The sequence below is a fragment of the Trebonia sp. genome (genome assembly GCF_030042015.1).
GTDB lineage: Bacteria > Actinomycetota > Actinomycetes > Streptosporangiales > Streptosporangiaceae > Trebonia.
In genome coordinates this window covers 1-21072 of sequence record NZ_JASIAL010000136.1, presented here as the reverse complement: position 1 = coordinate 21072, position 21072 = coordinate 1, and the positions used below count along the sequence as shown (strand labels likewise).

At 70.4% G+C, this 21072-nt stretch carries 15 protein-coding genes and 1 tRNA gene; 7 read left to right on the top strand and 9 right to left on the bottom strand.

Annotation, left to right across the window (positions count from 1 at the left end; translation table 11 throughout):
- Positions 1-2055 (top strand): sodium-translocating pyrophosphatase (locus tag Q1N79_RS06935; protein WP_300605741.1); only part of this gene is annotated, 2055 nt, incomplete at its 5' end.
- A 1-nt stretch (position 2056) separates the two neighbouring features.
- Here Q1N79_RS06935 and serB read toward each other — a convergent pair.
- Entirely contained in the window at positions 2057-3253 is a 1197-nt protein-coding gene (gene serB / locus Q1N79_RS06930; protein ID WP_300605739.1) for a phosphoserine phosphatase SerB, read from the bottom strand.
- A 131-nt stretch (positions 3254-3384) separates the two neighbouring features.
- On the opposite strand from serB, the gene Q1N79_RS06925 reads away from it, so the two are divergent.
- Both Q1N79_RS06925 and Q1N79_RS06920 read left to right on the top strand, forming a co-directional pair.
- On the top strand, positions 3385-4173 hold the full coding sequence (locus Q1N79_RS06925; protein ID WP_300605737.1) for an ABC transporter ATP-binding protein: 789 nt from the start codon (positions 3385-3387) through the stop codon (positions 4171-4173).
- An 88-nt stretch (positions 4174-4261) separates the two neighbouring features.
- The gene (locus Q1N79_RS06920; protein ID WP_300605735.1) at positions 4262-5263 is read left to right on the top strand and encodes an SPFH domain-containing protein; all 1002 of its coding nucleotides are present in this window, start codon (positions 4262-4264) and stop codon (positions 5261-5263) included.
- Here Q1N79_RS06920 and Q1N79_RS06915 read toward each other — a convergent pair.
- From Q1N79_RS06915 to Q1N79_RS06895, 5 genes are all read right to left on the bottom strand, one after another.
- Positions 5241-6263 (bottom strand): Rieske (2Fe-2S) protein, encoded by a 1023-nt coding sequence (locus Q1N79_RS06915; protein WP_300605734.1) that lies wholly within the window; start codon positions 6261-6263, stop codon positions 5241-5243. The two genes, Q1N79_RS06920 and Q1N79_RS06915, sit on opposite strands and share 23 nt — an antisense overlap.
- 69 nt (positions 6264-6332) lie before the next feature.
- A complete protein-coding gene (locus Q1N79_RS06910) occupies positions 6333-7436 on the bottom strand; it encodes a ferritin-like domain-containing protein (protein WP_300605732.1) in 1104 nt (367 codons plus the stop codon).
- Between the two features lie 79 nt (positions 7437-7515).
- Positions 7516-7758 (bottom strand): hypothetical protein, encoded by a 243-nt coding sequence (locus Q1N79_RS06905; protein ID WP_300605730.1) that lies wholly within the window; start codon positions 7756-7758, stop codon positions 7516-7518.
- Positions 7759-7813: 55 nt separating this feature from the next.
- Positions 7814-8491 (bottom strand): response regulator, encoded by a 678-nt coding sequence (locus Q1N79_RS06900; protein WP_300605728.1) that lies wholly within the window; start codon positions 8489-8491, stop codon positions 7814-7816.
- 16 nt (positions 8492-8507) lie between these two features.
- Positions 8508-10280: a DUF4118 domain-containing protein gene (locus tag Q1N79_RS06895; RefSeq protein WP_300605726.1), complete on the bottom strand. Its 1773-nt coding sequence runs from the start codon at positions 10278-10280 to the stop codon at positions 8508-8510.
- 327 nt (positions 10281-10607) lie between these two features.
- Here Q1N79_RS06895 and Q1N79_RS06890 point away from each other — a divergent pair, with 327 nt between their 5' ends.
- Complete coding sequence (locus Q1N79_RS06890; protein ID WP_300605724.1) at positions 10608-13046, top strand: amino acid permease; 2439 nt, start codon at positions 10608-10610, stop codon at positions 13044-13046.
- A 3-nt stretch (positions 13047-13049) separates the two neighbouring features.
- Here the strand turns inward: Q1N79_RS06890 and Q1N79_RS06885 are convergent, their stop codons facing one another.
- Positions 13050-15518 (bottom strand): amino acid permease, encoded by a 2469-nt coding sequence (locus Q1N79_RS06885; protein ID WP_300605722.1) that lies wholly within the window; start codon positions 15516-15518, stop codon positions 13050-13052.
- Between the two features lie 298 nt (positions 15519-15816).
- On the opposite strand from Q1N79_RS06885, the gene Q1N79_RS06880 reads away from it, so the two are divergent.
- The 3 genes from Q1N79_RS06880 to Q1N79_RS06870 all read left to right on the top strand — a co-directional run bounded on the left by Q1N79_RS06880 (position 15817) and on the right by Q1N79_RS06870 (position 19466).
- Positions 15817-17139: a CBS domain-containing protein gene (locus Q1N79_RS06880; protein ID WP_300605720.1), complete on the top strand. Its 1323-nt coding sequence runs from the start codon at positions 15817-15819 to the stop codon at positions 17137-17139.
- Entirely contained in the window at positions 17136-18884 is a 1749-nt protein-coding gene (locus tag Q1N79_RS06875) for an NRAMP family divalent metal transporter (RefSeq protein ID WP_300605718.1), read from the top strand. Before Q1N79_RS06880 ends, Q1N79_RS06875 begins: the two co-directional genes overlap by 4 nt.
- A gap of 171 nt (positions 18885-19055) precedes the next feature.
- On the top strand, positions 19056-19466 hold the full coding sequence (locus tag Q1N79_RS06870; protein WP_300605717.1) for an SHOCT domain-containing protein: 411 nt from the start codon (positions 19056-19058) through the stop codon (positions 19464-19466).
- A 1-nt stretch (position 19467) separates the two neighbouring features.
- Here the strand turns inward: Q1N79_RS06870 and proS are convergent, their stop codons facing one another.
- On the bottom strand, positions 19468-20910 hold the full coding sequence (proS, locus tag Q1N79_RS06865) for a proline--tRNA ligase (protein WP_300605716.1): 1443 nt from the start codon (positions 20908-20910) through the stop codon (positions 19468-19470).
- A gap of 21 nt (positions 20911-20931) precedes the next feature.
- Positions 20932-21016, bottom strand: a tRNA-Ser gene (locus Q1N79_RS06860).
- Positions 21017-21072: the final 56 nt, after the last annotated feature.

Here is a 21072-nt window from a genome sequence, read left to right as displayed (position 1 = left end):
GTCCGGGTCGCGGCGGCGGCGCGCGACGGCGGCGAGCAGCGCGCGATGCGGATCGCGTTCCGCACCGGCGGCGTGGCCGGCATGTTCACCGTGGGCCTGGGCCTGTTCGGCGCGGCCGTCGTGGTGCTGATCTACCGGGCCAACGCGCCGGATGTGCTGGAGGGCTTCGGCTTCGGCGCGGCCCTGCTGGCGCTGTTCATGCGTGTCGGCGGCGGCATCTACACCAAGGCGGCCGACGTGGGCGCCGACCTGGTCGGCAAGGTGGAGAAGAACATCCCCGAGGACGACCCGCGCAACGCCGCCACGATCGCCGACAACGTGGGCGACAACGTGGGCGACTGCGCCGGCATGGCGGCGGACCTGTTCGAGTCCTACTCGGTCATGCTGGTCGCCTCGCTGATCCTGGGCAAGGCGGCGTTCGGCGACTACGGGCTGATCTTCCCGCTGATCGTGCCGATGATCGGCATCCTCACCGCGGTGGTCGGCATCTTCGTCGTCAGGCCGCGGGTCGGCGACCGCAGCGGGATGACCGCGATCAACCGCGGGTTCTTCGTCTCCGCCGCGATCTCCGCCATCCTCGTGGCGATCGCCTGCTTCACCTACCTGCCGGACCACTTCAGCCAGCTGACCGGCGCCGAGGCGGACGTCCTGAGCCACGGCGGCAGCCCGCAGTGGCTGGCCATCGGGGCGGTGCTGATCGGGCTGGTGCTCGCCAGCGCGATCCAGCTGCTCACCGGGTACTTCACAGAGACCGGCCGGCGGCCGGTCAAGGACATCGGGCAGAGCTCGCGGACCGGCGCCGCCACCGTGATCCTGGCCGGCATCTCGACGGGCATGGAGTCCGCGGTGTACTCCGCGCTGCTGATCGCCGCCGCCGTCTTCGGCGCGTTCCTGCTCGGCACCGGGAACGCGACGCTCGCGCTGTTCGCGGTCGCGCTGGCCGGCACCGGCCTGCTGACCACGGTCGGCGTGATCGTGTCGATGGACTCCTTCGGCCCGGTCACCGACAACGCCCAGGGCATCGCGGAGATGTCCGGCGACATCGTGGGCTCGGGCGCGCAGGCGCTCACCCACCTGGACGCGATCGGCAACACCACCAAGGCGATCACCAAGGGCATCGCGATCGCGACCGCGGTGCTCGCGGCGACCGCGCTGTTCGGCTCCTTCCGCACCCAGGTCGAGCAGGCGCTGGGCAGCGCCGCCGGGTCGTTCAGCCTGTCCGTGGATCACCCGAACGTGCTGGTCGGCCTGATCATCGGCGCGTCGGTCGTGTTCCTGTTCGCCAGCCTGCTGATCATGGCGGTCGGCCGGGCGGCGCAGCGGGTCGTCATCGAGGTGCGCAACCAGTTCCGCGACCACCCGGGGATCATGGACTTCACGCAGAAGCCCGAGTACGGGCGGGTCGTGGACATCTGCACCAGGGACTCGCTGCGCGAACTGGTCACGCCGGGCCTGATGGCGGTGCTGACCCCGATCGCGGTCGGGTTCGCGTTCGGGTACGCCCCGCTCGGCTCTTACCTCGCGGGCGCTATCGCCGCGGGCGTGCTGATGGCGGTCTTCCTCGCCAACGCCGGCGGCGCCTGGGACAACGCGAAGAAGCTCGTCGAGGACGGCCACCACGGCGGCAAGGGATCGGAGGCGCACGCGGCCACGATCATCGGCGACACCGTGGGCGACCCGTTCAAGGACACCGCGGGGCCGGCCATCAACCCGCTGATTAAGGTCATGAACCTGGTGTCGCTGCTGATCGCCACCTCGGTGGTGAAGTACAGCTCCAACACCGGGCTGCGCACCGGCGTCGCGCTCGGCGCGGTCATCATCGTGATCGCGGCGATCATCGTGTCCAAGCGGCGCGCGCACGCCCTCACCGGGGAGGACGAGGCGCCGGCCAGCGCCGAGATCGGCGGCGCGACCGCGCCAGCGGTCGCTGAGTCCGCGGCCAAGGGCGCCGCGGAGGCCGTTCCCGCCGCCAAGCCGGACGCGAAGGACGCGCCTAACGGGCAGGTCACGTCCCCGGCCAGCGCGCCCGCCGAGCACGCCGACCCGGGCGCGTAGGTTAATCCTCCGCCTGGTCGGCGGCCTGCACGGCCTCGCGGGAGATGCCGAGCAGGTACAGGACCGTGTCCAGGTACGGAACGTTCAGTGCCACCTCGGCCGCGTCCTGGACCACGGGCTTGGCGTTGAAGGCCACGCCAAGCCCGGCCGCGGCGATCATGCCCAGGTCGTTGGCGCCGTCTCCGACCGCGACCGTCTGCGACAGCGGGACGCCTGCGGCGCGCGCGAAGCCGCGCAGCGCCTCGGCCTTGCCGTCCCTGTCGAGGACGGGATCGAGCACCCGGCCGGTCAGCTTCCCGTCCGCGACCTCAAGCGTGTTGGCGGCGACGTAGTCGATGCCAAGCTCGGTGGCCAGCGGCTCGATCACGGCCGTGAACCCGCCGCTGACGATCCCGCACTTGTAGCCGAGGCGCTTCAGGGTCCTGATCAGCGTGCGCGCCCCCGGAGTCAGCCGCAGCCCGGCGCGCACCGAGTCGACGACGGACGTGTCGAGGCCGGCCAGCAGCGCCACCCGCTCCCGCAGCGACGCGGCGAAGTCGAGGTCGCCGCGCATCGTGGCCTCGGTGACCTTGGCGACCTCGGCCGCGCAGCCGGCGCGGGCGGCGAGGACATCGATGACCTCGTCCTGGATGAGCGTCGAGTCGACGTCCATCACGATCAGCCGCATCGCCCGCCGGTACAGGCCGCCGCGCTGCACCGCGACGTCCACGCCGCGGTCGGCGGCCACCCGCGCGAGCGCGTCCCGCAGCTGCGCAGGCTCGGCCCCCGAGACATCCAGCTCGATGCAGGTCACCGGGTCGCTGGCCAGCCGGGTTATCCGGTCGATGTTCGCGCCGCTCGCGGCGATCCGGCCGGCGACCGCGGCGACGCCTTCCGGCCGCAGCGGGTTGCCGAGCACGGTGACGTGCAGCTGGCCGCGCGGGGCGGCGGAGGCGGGCTCGGCCGAGCCGGTGGTGATCTCGGCCTCGAGCCCCAGGTCCGTCGCCAGCCCAGTGACTCCGTGATAGATGGCGGTGAGATCGGGCGGTGCGTCGCAGGAGGTCAGCACCCCGAGCACCAGCCTGCCCCTGATCACCACCTGCTCGATGTCAACGACGGTCAGCGGGTACCTGGCGAGCACGCCGAACAGGCGCGACGTGACCCCCGGCCGGTCCCGGCCGGTCAGCGTGACAAGCAGCGTGGTCCGCGGTCGATTCATCGCGAGCCCACGCTACCCGCTGGCGGCCGGGCGGTGTGACCAACCCCTAACCGCCACCTGCTGTGCCGGACCGCCTGGTGTGGAATAGGTTCGGTCTGGGCGGACCGTGCCGGGCAGAGGAGGGGCAGGCAGTGTCTGACGAGGTGCTCAAGCTGCGTGGTGTGTCCGTGCGGCGCGAAACGTCGCTGCTGTTGCGGAGCGTCGACTGGACCGCACACGAGGACGAGCGCTGGATCGTGATCGGCCCGAACGGAGCGGGCAAGACGACCCTGGTTCAGGTGGCGGGGACGGTGCTGTTCCCGACCGAGGGGACGGTGGAGGTGCTCGGCGAGCGGCTGGGCGAGGCGAACGTGTTCGACCTGCGACCGCGGATCGGGCTGACGAGCGCCGCGCTGGCCGAAGGGGTGCCGGCGGGCGAGAAGGTCATCGACCTGGTGCTGACCGCCGCGTATGCGATGCTCGGCCGGTGGAAGGAGGAATACGAGTCAGCCGACGTGACCAGGGCGGTGGGCCTGCTCGAGGCGCTCGGCTGCGCGCACCTGATCAGGCGCCGGTTCGCGACGCTGTCGGAAGGCGAGCGCAAGCGCGTGCAGATCGCCAGGGCGCTGATGCCTGACCCGGAGATGCTGCTGCTTGACGAGCCCGCGGCAGGCCTCGACCTGGGCGGCAGGGAAGACCTGCTCCGCCGGCTGTCGCAGCTCGCCGCCGACCCGAAGGCGCCGATGCTGGTGCTGGTCACGCACCATGTCGAGGAAGTGCCTGACTGCTTCACGCACGCGATGCTGCTGCGCCGGGGCTCGGTCCTGGCGGCCGGGCCGATAGCCGAGGTGTTCACCGCCCGTAACTTGTCCCGGTGCTTCGGCGTTCCGCTGGAGATCGAGTACCGCCGGTCGCGCTGGACGGCCTGGGCCGCCCGCTGACTGGCCACGGATTGCGACATCCCTGGCACTTGCCGCCTACCGACGGTACCGTGGGCGTTATAAGCGCCTCCGAGCGGAGATGACGGTGATGGGCACCATAGTCGCGGTAGTGGTTCTCGTCCTGATCGTGATAATTGCCCTGATCTCGGTGCTGAGGTCGGTGCGGATCGTCCCGCAGGCACGGGCGGGTATCGTCGAGCGCTTCGGCCGCTACCACCGGACGCTGCACGCCGGGCTGAACCTGGTGGTGCCTGGCATCGACCGGCTGCGGCCGCTCATCGACCTGCGGGAGCAGGTGGTCAGCTTCCCGCCGCAGCCCGTGATCACCAAGGACAACCTGGTTGTCGGCATCGACACCGTGATCTACTTCCAGGTGACCGACCCCAAGGCGGCCACGTACGAGATCGCCAACTACGTCGCCGCGGTCGAGCAGCTCACGGTGACCACCCTGCGGAACGTGGTCGGCGGCATGGACCTGGACACCACGCTGACCTCCCGGGACAAGATCAACGGGGAGCTGCGCCGCGAGCTGGACGAGGCGACGGGCAGGTGGGGCCTGCGGGTCAGCCGGGTGGAGCTGAAGGCCATCGAGCCGCCCTCGTCCATTCAGGACTCCATGGAAAAGCAGATGCGCGCCGACCGGGACAAGCGCGCCGCGATCCTGTCCGCGGAGGGGTCCAAGCAGGCGGCGATCCTGACCGCCGAGGGCGAGAAGCAGGCCGCGGTGCTCCGGGCCCGCGGCGAGGCGGAGGCGGCCGTGGTGCGCGCGGAGGCGGACGCGACGGCGCAGGCGGCCCGGGCACGCGGCCAGGCGCAGGCGATCTCGACGGTGTTCCGCGCCATCCACGAGGGCAACCCGGACCAGCGGCTGCTCGCCTATCAGTACCTGCAGATGCTTCCGCAGATCGCGCAGGGCGACGCGAACAAGCTGTGGATCGTCCCCAGCGAGATGGGCAAGGCCCTGGAGGGGCTCGGCGGTTTCTTCGGCACCGCAGGCGCGGAGGCCAAGCAGCGGCATGAGCAGGAGATCGAGCCGCCGCTCGCGGGGACGGACGGGGCCGGCAGCGTCACCCGGCTGCCCGGCGCTTAGCCTGCGGCCGGACCTGCACGCAGCCCGAGTCGCTGATCCGGGATTCGAACACCGGCTGCCGTGCGGTGGCCGGACCGTGCATGACCGCACCGTCGCTGAGCCGGAACGTGGAGCCGTGCCACGGGCAGCTCACGCAGGCGGCACCGCGCACGGTGACCACCCGTCCCTGGTGGAGCGGCCCGCCCAGGTGCGCGCAGTGGTCCGACAGCACCTGCACCGTGTCGCCCTGGCGCAGCGCCAGCAGGCTCAGGTAGCCGAGCTGGCGGCGGGCCAGGTGCCCGTCGGGCAGGTCGGCAAGCGGGCACAGGTCGTGCCAGCCGAGGGCGGCGAGGTGGTCGATCGGCTCCGCGTGGCTGGCGCCGGCGCCAAGGCGCAGCGCCAGATGTCCGCCCAGGTACGCACCCGCGGTGGCGACGGCGAGCCCGCTTGCCGACAGCACCTTGCCGTTGCCGTGCCGCCCGGTCAGCCTGGCGAGCAGCGAGGCGCCGAACAGCGCTGTCGCGCACGCCTGCGAGATCGCGTGCACCAGCCCGACACGCTGCTGATGGCGGTGCAGCGCCGACCAGTCGGCCAGGCCCGTGGCGGCGGAGGGCAGCGCGGCGGCCAGGCCGACCGCCACGAGCGTGCCCGCGGCCCGCTCGGTGCCGCGGAACAGGTCGAGCAGCACGGCCGACGTCCAGCAGCCGAGCGGCATCCGGATCAGGGCGGGGTGCGCGGGCTGGCCGAACGGAACGCCGTGCAGCGCGTCGGCCCGCGGCCCGGGCGGCAGCGCGCGCACCACTGTCTCGGACAGCACGCGGACCGGGCCGTCAAGGGCGGGCGCGCGCTCGATGCGCTCCGCCAGGGCGGCGGGCCGGGACGCGGACAAGAGCGAAAGCGCCGCCCCCCGGTGCCGCCGTGGCGTTGCCTGGCCGGTCGCTGGCGCGCCCGCGCCGTCGGGCCGTGCGCCGTCCCGTCCCGCGCCGTCCCTGCGCAGGAGCCTGCCGAGGGGTTGCCTCACGTCTTGACCCTACCCACGCCCGGGCGCAGGCTACACCCCGGCCGTAGCTCCGGCCGACTCTGCCGGCAGCTAGTCCGCGCGACCGGAGGCGATGGCGGCGTCCACCTCCCGCTTGCGGGCGGCCAGCTCGGCCGCGTGCTCGCGTTCTATCCGGTCGGCGATGTCCTCGTCGGCTCGCATCAGCGCGTCGAGGTCGCTTCCGGCGGCGTCAAGCACGCCCAGGTCGGCATAGGCCTGGCGCACTTTCTGGCCCCACAGCCCGATGTCCTTCACGCACGGCACGATCCGGGTGAACAGCAGCTGGCGGAACGCCTGCTGGGTGGGGGAGTGCTCGGTGAACTCGACGCATTCGGCCACGTCGAAGCCGAGCCGCTCCCAGACCTCCCTGGCGATGAACCGGTTGCGCATCAGGTGGCACCCCTCGACCACGAACTCCTCGCGGTCGGCGAGCTCGGCCGGGCTGAGCTGGGCGTAATAGTCCCGTAGCGCGAGCCGGCCGAACGCCACGTGCCGCGCCTCGTCCTGCATCACGTACGCGAGCAGCTGCTTGACAAGCGGGTTCTTCGCGATGTCCCTGTGCACGCCGAACGCGGCGAGCGCCAGCCCCTCGATGAGCACCTGCATGCCGAGGTAGGGCATGTCCCACCGCGCGTCGCCAAGCGCGTCGCCGAGCAGCTTCGCCAGGTCGGGGTTGACCGGATAGAACAGGCCGATCTTCTCCCTCATGAAGCGGGCGAACAGCTCCACGTGGCGGGCCTCGTCCATCGCCTGGGTGGCGGCATAGAACTTCGAGTCCATGTCCGGCACCGACTCGATGATCCGCGCCGCCACGGTCAGCGCACCCTGCTCGCCGTGCAGGAACTGGCTGAACAGCCATGCGGACAGGTGGTGGCCGAGTTCCTCGCGCTCGCGCTGGTTCAGCTTGTCCCACTGCCGCGACCCGTAGATCGGGCAGAACTCGTCGCCTGCCTCCGTGACGTTCTCGGCGGCGACCGGCTGGTCCCAGTCGATCCGCCTGGCGGCGTCCCACTGCTTGTCCTTGCCGCGCTGGTACAGGTCAAGCAGCCGCTGCCGCCCGTCGTCGTACTCCCAAGACAAGCGGGCGGCACCGGTCGCGGGCACGTCCCAGGTGCCGCGCGCGACGGGTGTGGTGTACAGGTCATAGGTGCTCACGCGTGCCTCCAATGGGCTCGGCGGATACCACCCCACGCCTTATTACTAGCGGGTAACGCAGCCGTGCGCAATGCCAGGCCTACTGGCCGGGGGTCTCGTGGACGGCCGAGTCCTCGGCAGGCGTGTCGGCGGTTGCCGTGTCGTCCGCCGCCGCGGGGTGGCGGGCAGCCCAGTCCGTGGCCTGTTCCGCGTCCTCGTCGTCGTCCTCGGCGATCACCAGGTCGTCCGGCGGGTCCTTGATGTACTGCTCGTACGCGGCGACGTCAGTCTCCTGCTCGTCGTCGCCCATGTCATCGGGCCCGTGGCCCGTTCGCCGGTCCATAGCTGGCTGCTTTCCCACCGCGGCGATGTTCATGCGTGTCACCGGGACGCGGCGGTCAGGCCTGGAAGCGATAGCCCATGCCGGGCTCGGTGAGCAGGTACCGCGGCCGGGACGGTTCCGGCTCGAGCTTGCGGCGCAGCTGCGCGACGTATACGCGCAGGTAGTTGCTCTCCGACTCGTACGCCGGCCCCCACACCTCCTGGAGCAGCTGTCGCTGCGTAATCAGCCGGCCGCGGTTACGGGCCAGCACCTCCAGCAGCTGCCATTCAGTCGGAGTGAGCCGGACGTCGCCTTCCCCGCTCCTGGTCACCCGCTTGGCGGCTAGGTCCACGGTGAAGTCGGGCGTGGTCACCACCGGCTCATCTGGCGCGGGCGCCGCCCGGCGGACGGCCGCGCGCAGCCGGGCAAGCAGTTCGTCCATGCCGAACGGCTTCGTGACGTAGTCGTCGGCCCCGGCGTCGAGTGCGGCCACCTTCTGTTGCTCCTGGTCCCAAACCGACAGCACGATGATCGGCGTCGAACTCCAGCCGCGAACCCCGTGGATGACGTCCGTGCCGTCCATATCGGGCAGCCCGAGATCAAGGATCAGCACGTCAGGCCGGTCCCTGGACACCGCAGCCAGTCCGGAGGCGCCGTCACTCGCGGTGCTGACCTCGTAGTTCCTTGCGGTGAGGTTGATGCGCAGCGCCCGCAGGATCGACGGCTCGTCGTCGATGACGAGGACCTTGGTCACCACCGCGCTCCGCGGTTCACTGTCCGGACCCGAGCGCGGCAGGGACCCCGCTGGTCTCGGCGGACAGCGTTACCCGGACGGTAAGCCCGCCGCCCGGGGTGTCCACCGCGACGATCGTGCCGCCCATCGCCTCGGCGAAGCCCTTGGCGACCGCGAGCCCGAGCCCGACGCCCGACGACCGTTCGTCGAGCCGCTGGAACGGCTCGAAGATCCGCTCCTTGACATCGCCCGGCACTCCGTTGCCGTGGTCAACCACCTCGAGCACGACCAGCGCACCGTCCTCCCGTGCCCGCAAGGCCGGCCGGGAATCCGGCGGGGAGTGCCGCAGCGCGTTGGAGAACAGGTTGGCGAGCACCCGCTCGAGCAGTCCGGGGTCGGCGCGGACCAGCGGCAGGTCGTCAGGCACCACGATGTCGAGCAGGTCGCTGTTGTCGAGCCCGCGCAGGGCTACCGGCGCTACCTCGTCCACGGCCGTGGCGCGCAGGAAGGGCGCCAGCGACCCGGTCTGCAGGCGGCTCATGTCGAGCAGGTTGCCGACGAGCGCGTCGAGCCGGTCGGCGTTCTGCTCGATGTTCGCGAGCAGGTCGGCCTCGTCCTCCGGCGACCAGTGCACGTCGGTCTGCCTGAGGCTGCTGACGCTGGCCTTGATGGACGCCAGCGGGGTGCGCAGGTCGTGGCTGACCGCGGCGAGCAGCGCGGTCCGCATCCGGTTCCCCTCGGCGAGCGCCTCCGCCTGGGCCGCCTGGGTGCGCAGCCGTGCCCGGTCCAGGGCCGCCACCGCCTGAGCGGTGTAGCCGGCCAGCAGCGCGGCGGTCGCGGTGGCCGCCTGCCCGCTTACCTCAAGCGCCAGGTCGGGCCTGACTTCGAACCGGATGACCGCCGCGCCCGGGTCCGCCGCGCCGCTCGTCGCCACCTTGATCCACTTGGCGCCCACGCGTTCCAGCAGGTTGGCCTGGCCGCCGTGGCTGCTGGTCAGATGCTCGAGCACATCGGCGGGGGTGTCCGTGCCGCCGAGTACCGTCTGCGCGAGGCCGAGCAGGGACGCGGTTTCCTTCGCGCTCCTGGCGGCATCCGCCTCGCGTCGCGCGGCGAGGTGCACCACGCTGCTCACCGCGACGGCGACCGTGACGAACAGCACGAGCGCGAGCAGGTTCTTCGGTTCTGCGATCGTGAAGGTGTGCAGCGGTTCTGTGAAGTACCAGTTCAGCAGCAAGCTGGCGGCCACGGCGGCGAACACCGCCGGCCAGAATCCGCCGACCACCGTGACCGCCACCACCGCGACCAGGTAGATCAGCAGGTCGTCGGAGAGGTTCAGGTGCGGACGCAGGGCGGCGAGCACCACGGTGAGCAGCGGCAGCCCGGCTGCGGCGAGCGCCGCGCCGGCCAGCTGCCTGCGGGCATTGATGCCGCTCTCTTTCTGCCGGTCCACGCTCTCTAGTGTGACCCGCGCCGTCCAGTACCGGAACAGCACGCCCGCCAGGGCTCCGCACAGCGCGCACGCCGCCATGGTGATCGCGGCGAGCGCGGCAGTCGCTCCGGTCGGCCGGAGGTCAGCGTAAGGGGGCCGCGAGAACCCGATGACGGTCAGCCAGCCGATGACGCCAAGCGGCACTGCCGCCGCCGGCGTGGCGAGAACCGAGACGGCCGTGACCACGACCGCGCTGCACAGCAGCACTCCGGTGGCGGACAGCCGCCCGTTCAGAGCCGCGGCCACCGTGCCCACGGCGAACAGCGCGGCGAAGCCGGCCGGCAGCGCATAGGGGGCCGGAAGTCCCGGCCGGCCCGGCAAGCGTCGCGCTGCGTGACGGCGCCAGCGTAGCGGTGTCTCATGCCGTCCACCAGTCATCGTGCTTGTCATTCCAGCGCCTTTCCGGCCAGCCGCCGACCATCTTGACGCATCCTTAACGTCCAGGTCAGCAGCCTTAACGCGGCCCTAGCAGTCAAGCATCGAAGTAGCGCCTAGCCTGATGCCCGCGATGAGAAATCAACTACCGCACCACGCGCCGCACCAGCGCCGGAAGGTCCTAAATCAGGCGACCTTTGTCTCTGCCAGTTACCGAGCGTCAGGCGGACACTGGCGGGCAGACGGCTGGGACGCGGTTGGAGGCGGAATCTAGTGGCGGCACCGCAGGGGACCGGGCTGGCTGACGGCGGCATGCCGGATGAGCTGTCCGGCGTCGCCCTGCCCGATAGCAGGCTGCCCGAGACGTTCGGCTACTCGCTGAAGCGCCGGCTGCTCGGGCCCCCGTTGGTGAACGACCAGATCTCTGAGGAGCGGCTGTCCAGGCCGCTCGCGCTTGGCGTGCTGTCCTGTGACGGGATCTCCTCGGCCGCGTACGGCACCGAGGAGATGCTGATCGAGATGATCCAGGTGGTCGGCCTCGCGGCGTTCACGCTGATCCTGCCGATGACGCTGGTGATCCTCGCAGGCGTCGCCCTGGTCGTGCTTTCCTATCGCGAGGTCGTCTCGGTCTACACCCGGGCTGGCGGTTCCTACGTGGTGGCGCGGGAGAACTTCGGCCCGCGGGTGGCGCAGGTGGCCGCGGTGGCGCTGCTCATCGACTACACGGTGACGGTCGCGGTGCAGACCGCCGCGGGCAGCGCGGCGATCGTGTCCGCGTTCCCCCAGCTCGGCAGCATCCCGGTCATCGGGCCCGACATCCTGACGGTCATCTCGGTGATCGCGGTGCTCATCATGTGCTACGGCAACCTCCGCGGCATCCGCGAGGCCGGGCGCGCGTTCGCGCTGCCGACCTACCTGTTCTCCGTCTCGGTGGGCCTGATGATCATCATCGGCCTGGCCCGCGAGCTGACCAGCGGGCTGCCGCACGTCAGCCCGTACTCCGGTGCTACGTTCCCGATCGGGCACAGCACAGAAGGCATCCTCAGCCTCGGGCTGATCTACATGCTGGCGAAGGCTTTCGCCAACGGCGGATCGTCGCTTACCGGCATTGAGGCCGTCTCCAACGCGGTCAGCGCGCTGCGCCCGCCGGAGGGCCGCAACGCCAGGCAGATCCTGGTCACCCAGGGGTCGATCGTCGCGTTCCTCATCGCCGGCATCTCCTGGCTGGCGCACGTCACCCACGCGATCCCCTACGAGGCGGGATATCCGACCGTGCTAGCCCAGGAGGCCAATGTCGTCTTCGGCACCGCCGGTCACTTCATGTACTTCGTGGTGCAGGCGGCCACCGCGCTGATCCTGTTCACTGGCGGCAACACCAGCTTCAGCGGGTTCCCGTTCCTGGCCAGCTTCGTCGCGGGCGACTCGTTCCTGCCCCGCTGGCTGACCAAGCGCGGCCACCGGCTCGCGCTGTCCAACGGCATCATCGTGCTCACGATCGTCTCGCTGGTGCTGCTGATCAGCACGGGCGCGAAGGTCAACGGCCTGATCCCCTTCTACGCGATCGGCGTGTTCACCGGGTTCTCGATGGCGGGGTTCGGCATGGCCAAGTACCACAGGCGGGTCAAGGAAAGCGGCTGGCGGCGGCGACTGGTGATCAACCGGACCGCGGCCGTCTACACCGCGATCGTCGTGGCGATCTTCGCGGTCGTGAAGTTCACCGAGGGCGCCTGGGTAATCGTCGTCGTGTTCCCGCTCCTGGTGCTGCTGCTGATCAGGCTGAACCGGCAGTACCGGATGGAGGCCGAGGTCCTGCAGAACATCAGCGAGCGGGCGGCCACGATCACGCTGCGGCAGCCGAACTACAGCCGCCGCGTGGTGCTGATCTTCGTGGACAGCGTGGACCTGGCGACGTTCGCGGCCATCAGGTACGCCCGTGGCCTGCGGCCGACGACCGTGCGAGCGGTGCACTTCGTCATCGACGCCGCCCAGGCCGACAAGCTGCGCGAGAACTGGGTGCGGTTCGGGCAGGGCATCCCGCTGGAGATGATCGATACGCCGGACCGCAGGCTGCTGCGGGCTTCCGTGGAGCTTGTCAGCCAGGAAGCGGCCCAGAACGGCACGCACGTCACCGTGGTGCTGCCGCGGCGCAGCTACTCCCCGCTCCTCGGGCGGCTGCTGCACGACCGCACGGCGGACAAGATCGCCTCGGTGGTCAGCCGGGTGCCCAACTCCGCCGCGACGATCATCCCGTTCGATGTCGAGAGCCGGGTCCAGGTGCTCCACGCCCGGCACGCCGCCCACCTCGCGGCGACAGGGGCAGCGGCAGGGCAGACGCCAGCGCCCGTTCAGACGACAGAAAAGAGCCCGGCTGCCGCGGCCCAGGTCGGCAAGGAGGACGGATCCGAAGTACGGGCCGCGGTGCTGCCGCCCGGCGTGACGCCGATCGGCGCGCTCAGCGGGCCGGGGAAGGCGACGATCGAGGGCAAGGTACGGGCGGTGGAGATCCGCCCGGTGGAGCAGAACTGCGTGTTCGAGTGCACGGTGACCGATGGGACCGGGACGCTGACAGCCATGTTCTACGGCCGCACCCACATTCCCGGCGTGGAACCCGGCGCGCGGCTGCGGCTGGACGGCAAGGTGTCGATGCGCGAAGACGGTCCGGCCATGATCAACCCGGCGTACCAGCTGCTGCCCAGGGGCGCGGCGGAATGACTCCTACTGGTCCCTGCTGGGGAAGAGCAGCTCATAAGCGGGGTTGATCATCACGGGCTGGCCGCCGCGGATCCCGGCCGGGCCGTGGAACCGGACCCGCGCCCCGCAGACCAGACCAGGAATGTGCGACCTGCCGTAGAACATCGCGGTCAGGCTGCCCGTGTGGTCGCTGATCTCCACGGCCAGCACCGAGTTCCGCTCGACCGGCCGGATCTCGACGACCCGGATCCGCCCCTCGACCGTGGCCTTCCCCGGCGAGGTCACCGAGCCGATCGGGGAAACGCTCGGTGCCGCGGCCGGCGCTCCCTGCTCGTCGCCGCTGCCGGGGTGCCGCCTGGCCGGGCGGGGCGGCGCGGCTCGCTCATTGCCCAGCAGGGCATGGCGAGCGGCGATGTCCGCCTCGAGCGCGAGTTCCGTGGCGGTGGCCGCCTGCGCGGCGTCGCCCTCGGCCGGTTCCGCCGCGGCCGGCGCCGGCGCCGCGGCGGGCTTCGCGAGCCTGGCCGATCTGGCCGCCGCCTGGCGTGCCTGCAGTACCGCCACCCGGCTCGGCACGTCGTACGGGACGATGGTGGCGGCCGACCGCGGGATGCGGCTGACCGCGGCGGCGATCTTGTCCGCCGTGCGGTCGTGCAGCAGCCGCCCGAGGAGCGGGGAGTAGCTGCGCCGCGGCAGGATCACGGTCACGTACGTGCCCGGATCCTGGACCTCCCGCTCGGCCAGTTCGCTCGCGGCCTTGGTGAGCCGGCGGTCGGGGCAGTCGATGAAGTCGAGGGCGACGCCGCGGTCTGCCCGGGTCCACTTCTCGCGCAGCCTCTCGGCCCGCACATTGTCGATGACGAAGTGCACCGCGCGGATCGTCGTGGGCCGCTGGCTCCGTGCGTAGCGGAGCGCCGCGAGCGTGGCCAGGTCGAAGCTGTCCACGAAGACGAAGACCACGCGCCGGGAGTAATGCGGGGCGGGGCTCGGCTGCTCGCCGCTGACCGTATCGAGGACTTCGGCCTCCGCCCGGTATTCGGCGTTCAGCCGGATCAGCGCGGGGACCAGCACGAGGAAGAGCACAAGGACCAGCCAGGCGCCTTCCGCGAACTTCACGACCGCGAAGATCACCACGACGACCGAGGTCAGCAGCCCGGCCGAGAAGTTGATCGCGAACCTGTGCCGCCAGCCCTGCTCCCGGTGGGTGTGGTGGTACTTGGCCATGCCGAAGCCGGCCATCGAGAACGCGGTGAACACGCCGATCGCGTACAGCGGCACCAGGCTGTTGACGTCCGCGTTCTTGACGATCAGCAGCGCGACCGAGACGATCGTCAGCAGGATGATCGCGTTGGAGAACACCAGCCGGTGGCCGCGCTTGAGCAGCCAGCGCGGCAGGAACGAGTCCCCCGCGACGTAGCTGGTCAGGAACGGGAACCCGTTGAAGCTGGTGTTGCCGCCTGTGTACAGGATCAGCATGGTCGCCGCCTGCACCAGCAGGAACAAGGCCTGCCCGAGGAACGTGTGCCCGAAGACGATCTTGGCTTCCTGCGCCAGCACCGTCGGGTAGCCGGCGACATAGGGCGTGGCATGCGTGGCGTGCGCGAGCCAGGAGATCCCGGCCACGAGCGTGCCCAGGATGAGCCCCTCGGTGATCAGCACCCGGCGGGCGTTGACCCCCTCCGGCGGATGGAACGCGCCCACCGCGTCGCTCACCGCCTCGATGCCGGTCAGCGACGCGCCGCCGTTGGCGAACGCGCGCAGCAGCGTGAAGATCATCACGCCGCTGATCAGTCCCGCGGTCCCCGAGCCGAGCGTGTAAGTGCCGTGCATCGTCTTCGGGTCGTAGAGCGGGAGGTTGCCCATGACCTCGCGGACCAGGCCGACCACGATCATCAAGATGACCGAACCCGCGAACAGGTACGTGGGCACGGCGAACGCCCGGCCCGCTTCCTTGATGCCGCGCAGGTTGCCGTAGCACATCACGAGGACGACGCCGACGCAGACCTCCAGCTTGTACGGGCCGATGGCCGGGAACGCCGAGGCGACGGCCGCCGTGCCGGCGGCGATCTGGACGGCGACGGTCACCACGTAGTCGATGAGCAGCGCCACCGCGCAGATCTGCGCGACCCGGGGCCCGAAATTCTCCCGCGCCACCACATAGGAGCCGCCCGGCCTGATGTAGACCATGACGACTTCCCTGTAGGAGAGCACCACGAGCGTCATCACGAGCAGGATGACCAGCGTCATCGGGAGAATCAGGGTGAACGCCGCCAGGCCGGCCAGCGGCAGCAGCGCGATCAGGATCTCCTCGGTGCCGTACGCGGACGACGAGATCCCGTCAGGCGACAAGACGCCAAGCGCCAGCGGCTTGGACAGCCGCTGCTCGCCGAGCTGCTCGTTGACCAGGGGCGGGCCGAGCATCCGCCGCTTCGCGGTGTACCAGAAGCCGTCCGGCTGGCTGCCGCGCCCGTCAAGCAGGCCCACTGGCTCGGGCATGGCCACCATCTGCGCCTTTCGTCGGTCAAACGTGCCGGTGACTTCTTATCACCTCAACGCACCAGGTTATGCGCGGTGCGTCGGGGTACCCCCGAGGACCAGGAATAGCCCCCGGGAAGGGACACCGTCAACCTGGCGTTCACTTGCGGGTGGGATGGTGATGCCGTGGAACGGGGAGTCATCGGGTGCGGCGAAGCGCGTTCCGGTGACCGGGGGATTTTTCGCGGGGAACATAGGGATCGCGGGACGGCCTGTCCCCGCACGTAAACGCAGTGCTAGCTAATCAAGAGGCATCAACATGACCAGTACATCGCCTGCGTCACCGCCTCCGACGGCGGAACGCGGGCAGACGATGCGCCTTTCCACCCTGCTCAAGCGGCCCGTCGCCGACAGCGGCGGCGAGTCGCTCGGACGGGTGTCCGATGTGATCGTGCGGCTCCGCGGTTCGGACTACCCGCAGGTCACCGGCATGGTCGCGGCGATTGGCGGGGGACGTGAGGTCTTCGTCCCGATGGACAAGGTCGCCGACTTCGACGGCGACGTGCTCAAGCTCACGACCGCCAAGCTCGACCTGCGGCGTTTCGAGCGGCGCGAGGGCGAGGTGCTGCTCAGCGCGGACGTGCTCGGCCACCGGCTGATCGATGTGGAGAACGCGCGGCTAGTCCGCGCGTGGGACCTGCAGCTGTACAGGGACGGCGCGGAATGGGTCCTGTCGGGGGTGGACACCAGGCGCCGGCCGCGACGGCTGTTCGGCTTGCTCGGTCCGGATCCGCACGCCGCGGACGGGCCGTCCTTCCGCGACTGGCACGACTTCGAGTCGCTGATCGGGCACGAGAGCAGCGCGCTCCAGCGGCGGCCGTTCGCCCGGGTGCGCAGGCTGAAGCCGGCTCAGATAGCGGACCTGCTCGAGGAGGCGTCGAAGAACGAGGAGACCGAGATCCTCGGCCGGGTGCACGACGACCCGGAACTGGAGGCGGACGTCTTCGAGGAACTGGACGAGGACCTCGCCACCCGGCTGCTCGGTGCCCGCACGGACGCGGAAATCGCCGCCGTGCTCAGCAGGATGCGGGCCGACGACGCCGCGGACGCGATCGCCGAGCTGCCGCAGGCGCGGCGGCAGCCGGTGCTCGACCTGCTGCCGTCGCCGCAGCGGACCAAGGTGCTCACGCTGCTCGGCTTCAACCAGACGAGCGCCGGCGGGCTCATGGGGGTGGACTTCGTTGCGGTGCCGAGCATGACGAACGTCTCGGACGCGCTTGACGCGATCCGCAGGTCGGGCACACTGCAGCCGGAGGCGCTGACCAGCGTGCACGCCGTCGACTCCGACGGCGGCCTGCGCGGCGTGGCCCGCCTGGTCACGCTGGTGCAGGCCGATCCGGCCAGCACGCTGATCGACGTGTGCGACACGGATCCGGTCAGGGTGGGCACCGACACCGACGTCATGGACGTCGCCGTGCTCATGACGGACTACAACCTCATCACGATCCCCGTGGTCGACGACGAGCGCCGGCTGCTCGGGGTCATCACGGTCGACGACATCCTGGAGATCACGTTGCCTGACGACTGGCGGCGGCGCGAGGCGGCGGAGCCGCCGGACGCCCACCACGGGGACGCTAGGTGACCACCCGAGGCGGCCCCGCACAACCCCAGCAGCCCGGTCACCCGGCGTCACCAGAACAGGGCCTGGACACCTCCCAGCCGGCCCAGCAGGCAGGCACGTCCGTGCCCACGCGGCCGGCCCTCGCCAAGCCGCCGCCCTCCGCGGTGCTCGACGAGGCCCATCTCGGCGACATCGAGGGCGCGCTCGGCCGGATCCGGCTCGGCGAGGAGGAAGTTGGCGGCGGCGTCAAGCGCAAGCTGATCACTTTCCTCGCGGTCATGGGACCCGGGCTGATCGTGATGGTCGGCGACAACGACGCCGGCGGCGTGTCCACCTACGCGCAGGCGGGGCAGAACTACGGCTACAGCCTGCTGTGGACGCTGCTGCTGCTGATCCCGGTGCTTATCGTCAACCAGGAGATGGTGGTCCGGCTCGGCGCGGTCACCGGCGTAGGGCACGCCCGGCTCATCAACGAGCGGTTCGGCAGGTTCTGGGGCTGGTTCAGCGTGGGCGACCTGTTCATCCTGAACTTCCTGACGATCGTCACCGAATTCATCGGCGTCTCCCTGGCGCTGCAGTATTTCCACGTCACCCCGTACGTCTCGGTGCCGGTCACCGGAGTCGTCCTGGTCGCCATCACCGCGAGCGGCAGCTTCCGCCGCTGGGAACAGGCGCTGTTCGGGTTTATCGCGGTGAGCTTGATCCTGATTCCGCTCGGGCTCACGTCCGGCCCGCACTGGAGTCAGATCGGCTACGACTTCGTCGTGCCGGGCGTCCAGGGCGGGTTCAGCTCCACCTCGGTGCTGCTGATCATCGCGATCGTGGGCACCACCGTCGCCCCCTGGCAGCTGTTCTTCCAGCAGTCGAACGTCATCGACAAGCGGATCACCCCGCGGTTCATCCCGTACGAGCGGGCCGACACCACGGTGGGCGCTTTCGTCGTGGTGATCGGGGCCTCGCTGATCCTGATTTCCGCGGTCTTCGCCGTCCGCGGCACCCACCTGGCCGGGAACTTCACCGATGCGCTCGGGGTGGCGCACGCGCTGGAGATGCACGGCGGCTGGTACGGCGCGGCGTTCTCGATCGTGCTGCTCGACGCGTCGATCATCGGCGCGGCGTCGGTCACCTTGTCCACCAGCTACGCGTTCGGCGACGTGTTCGGCATCAGGCACTCGCTGCACCGCTCGTTCAAGGACGCCAAGCCGTTCTACGCCTTCTACGTCGCCATGATCGTGCTCGCGGCGACGATCGTGCTCATCCCGGGCACCCCGCTCGGGCTGCTCACCACCGCGGTGCAGGCGCTGGCCGGGATCCTGCTGCCGAGCGCGAGCGTGTTCCTGCTGCTGCTGTGCAACGACCGCGAGGTGCTCGGCCCGTGGATGAACCCGCGGTGGCTGAACATCGTTGCGGTGTTCATCATCGGCGTGCTGCTCGTGCTGTCGGGCACGCTGGTCATCAGCACGCTGTTCCCCGGCATCAGCGCGACCACGGTCGCGGTTTGGGTGGCCGTCGCGCTGCTTGCCTTCGCCGCCCTGGCCGGCGTGTGGATCCGGATCACCGGGCGGCGGAGCCCCGCGCCGCCGCCGCACCCGCGCGCCGCCATGTCCCCGGCCGAACGCATGAGCTGGCGGATGCCGCCGCTCGCGCTGCTCAAGCCCGTGCAGTGGTCGCCGCTGACCAAGATTGGCGTGCTGACCCTGCGCGGGTACCTCGTGATCTCGGTGCTGCTGCTGATCGTCAAGGCCGTCCGGCTGGGCCACGGCTGACAAGCCTTCCGCGATTCTGCCGGTTCCGCGGGCGCGGATACGCGTCAATCACCCGCGCGGGGCGATGCGGGACAGCCTGCCGCGCGGAGAAAGTTATCGCGCGCCGGGCCTGGAGGACGCGCCCGCGCAGCCATCCGGCGCCCTGTTCACCTCTGCGCTAAGGAGCAAGCGATGCCGCTCGCTGACTCGTCCTACCCGGCACTTTCCGTTTTCTGGAGCATCGTCGAGGTTTTCTTGTGGGTGCTCTGGTTCTGGATCCTGATCACGGTGATCATCGACCTGTTCCGCAGCCCCGACATGTCAGGCTGGACGAAGGCCCTGTGGTTCCTGTTCGTGCTGTTCATCCCGCTCATCGGCGTGCTGTGCTACCTGATCGTCCGCGGCCCGAGCATGCACGAGCGGGCACGGGCGGCGCAGCGCAGGCAGGACGAGGAATTCCGCTCTTACGTCCAGGAGGCAGCCGGGCCGCAGAGCGCCGCCGACGAGATCACCAAGCTCGCCGGCCTGCGCGACCACGGAGTCATCACGAACGAGGAATTCGAGCGCGAGAAGTCCAAGATCCTCGCTCCGCCCGCTGCCTGACCTAGTAGGCGCGGCCGAAGATGACCCGCTTGCCGTAAGCCGACGGCAGGCCGCACCGGATGCACGGGCCAGACTCCGGCTCCCCGTCAAGCGGGATGCAGCGGGCCGTGGCCGCGGTCGCGGCCTTGATCTCCTCCTCGCACTCCGGCGTGCCGCAGTGCAGCGCGCGAGCCCAGCCGGTCGCCACCGCCTTGGCGAAGTCGTCCCAGTCGTCGGTGGTGACCGTATGGGAGTCACGGAACGCGGCGGCCCGCCCGAGCAGGAAGCCCTGGAACGCCTCGAGCTCGGCGGCCAGCCGCGCGGTGGCCCCGTCCAGCGAGACGGACTCCTTGGCCTCGCCGAGCCGGCGGACCATCACCGCGCTGCCCGCCGCGAGGTCGCGGGGGCCGAGCTCCAGCCGGACCGGCACGCCCCGCAGCTCCCAGTCGTTGAACTTGAATCCAGGCGACAGGTGCGGACGGTCGTCCACGTGCGCCCGGATGCCCGCGCCGGCCAGCCGCCGGGCCAGCGCCGCCGCGGCCGCGATGACCTCGCCGGACTGGCCGCCCCGGCCGATCGGCACGATGACGACCTGGTACGGGGCGAGCCGGGGCGGCAGCACCAGGCCCTTGTCGTCGCCGTGTGTCATGATCACGCCGCCGATCATGCGGGTGCTCATGCCCCAGGAGACCGTGTGCGCGTGGCTGAGGTGGCCGTCCTCGCCCGTGTACTGGATGCCGAACGCCCGGGCGAAGTTCGTGCCCATGTAGTGCGACGTGCCGGCCTGCAGCGCCCGGCCGTCGCGCATCATGCCCTCGATCGTGAACGTGCGGACCGCGCCGGCGAACCGCTCGCCTGGCGTCTTCTCACCCTCGATGACCGGCATGGCGGCCACCTCGCGGGCGGCGCGCGCGTAGATCGTGTCCAGCGCGAGCATGGTCTCGCGCATCGCGTCCGCCTCGTCCGCGTGCGCGGTGTGGCCCTCCTGCCAGAGGAATTCGGTCGTGCGCAGGAACATCCGCGGCCGCAGCTCCCAGCGCACCACGTTCGCCCACTGGTTGAGCAGCATGGGCAGGTCCCGGTGCGAGCTGATCCACTTGGCCATGAACTCGCCGATGACCGTCTCTGAGGTGGGCCGGACGATGAGCGGTTCCTCAAGCTCCTTGCCGCCCGCATGGGTCACGACCGCGAGCTCCGGCGCGAACCCCTCGACGTGTTCGGCCTCACGCTGCAGGTAGCTCTGCGGGATCAGCAGCGGGAAGTACGCGTTCTGGTGCCCGGTCTCCTTGATCCGCCGGTCCAGATCGGCCTGCAGCAGCTCCCAGAGCCGGTATCCGTACGGGCGGATGACCATCGTGCCCTTGACCGGGCCGCGGTCCACAAGCTCGGCCTTGAAGACCAGTTCGTTGTACCAGGCGGAGAAGTCTTCGCTCTGCGGCGTCACTCCGCGTTCGTCTCGGGCCACGTCTTCGAGGTTAGACCAGGGCGGAGGATGCGAGATTCGAACTCGCGAGGGCTTGCACCCAACACGCTTTCCAAGCGTGCGCCCTAGGCCACTAGGCGAATCCTCCGCCGGGAAGCTTACCGGAGTCCGGCGGCACGTGAAGCCGTCACCGAATCGGGGCGG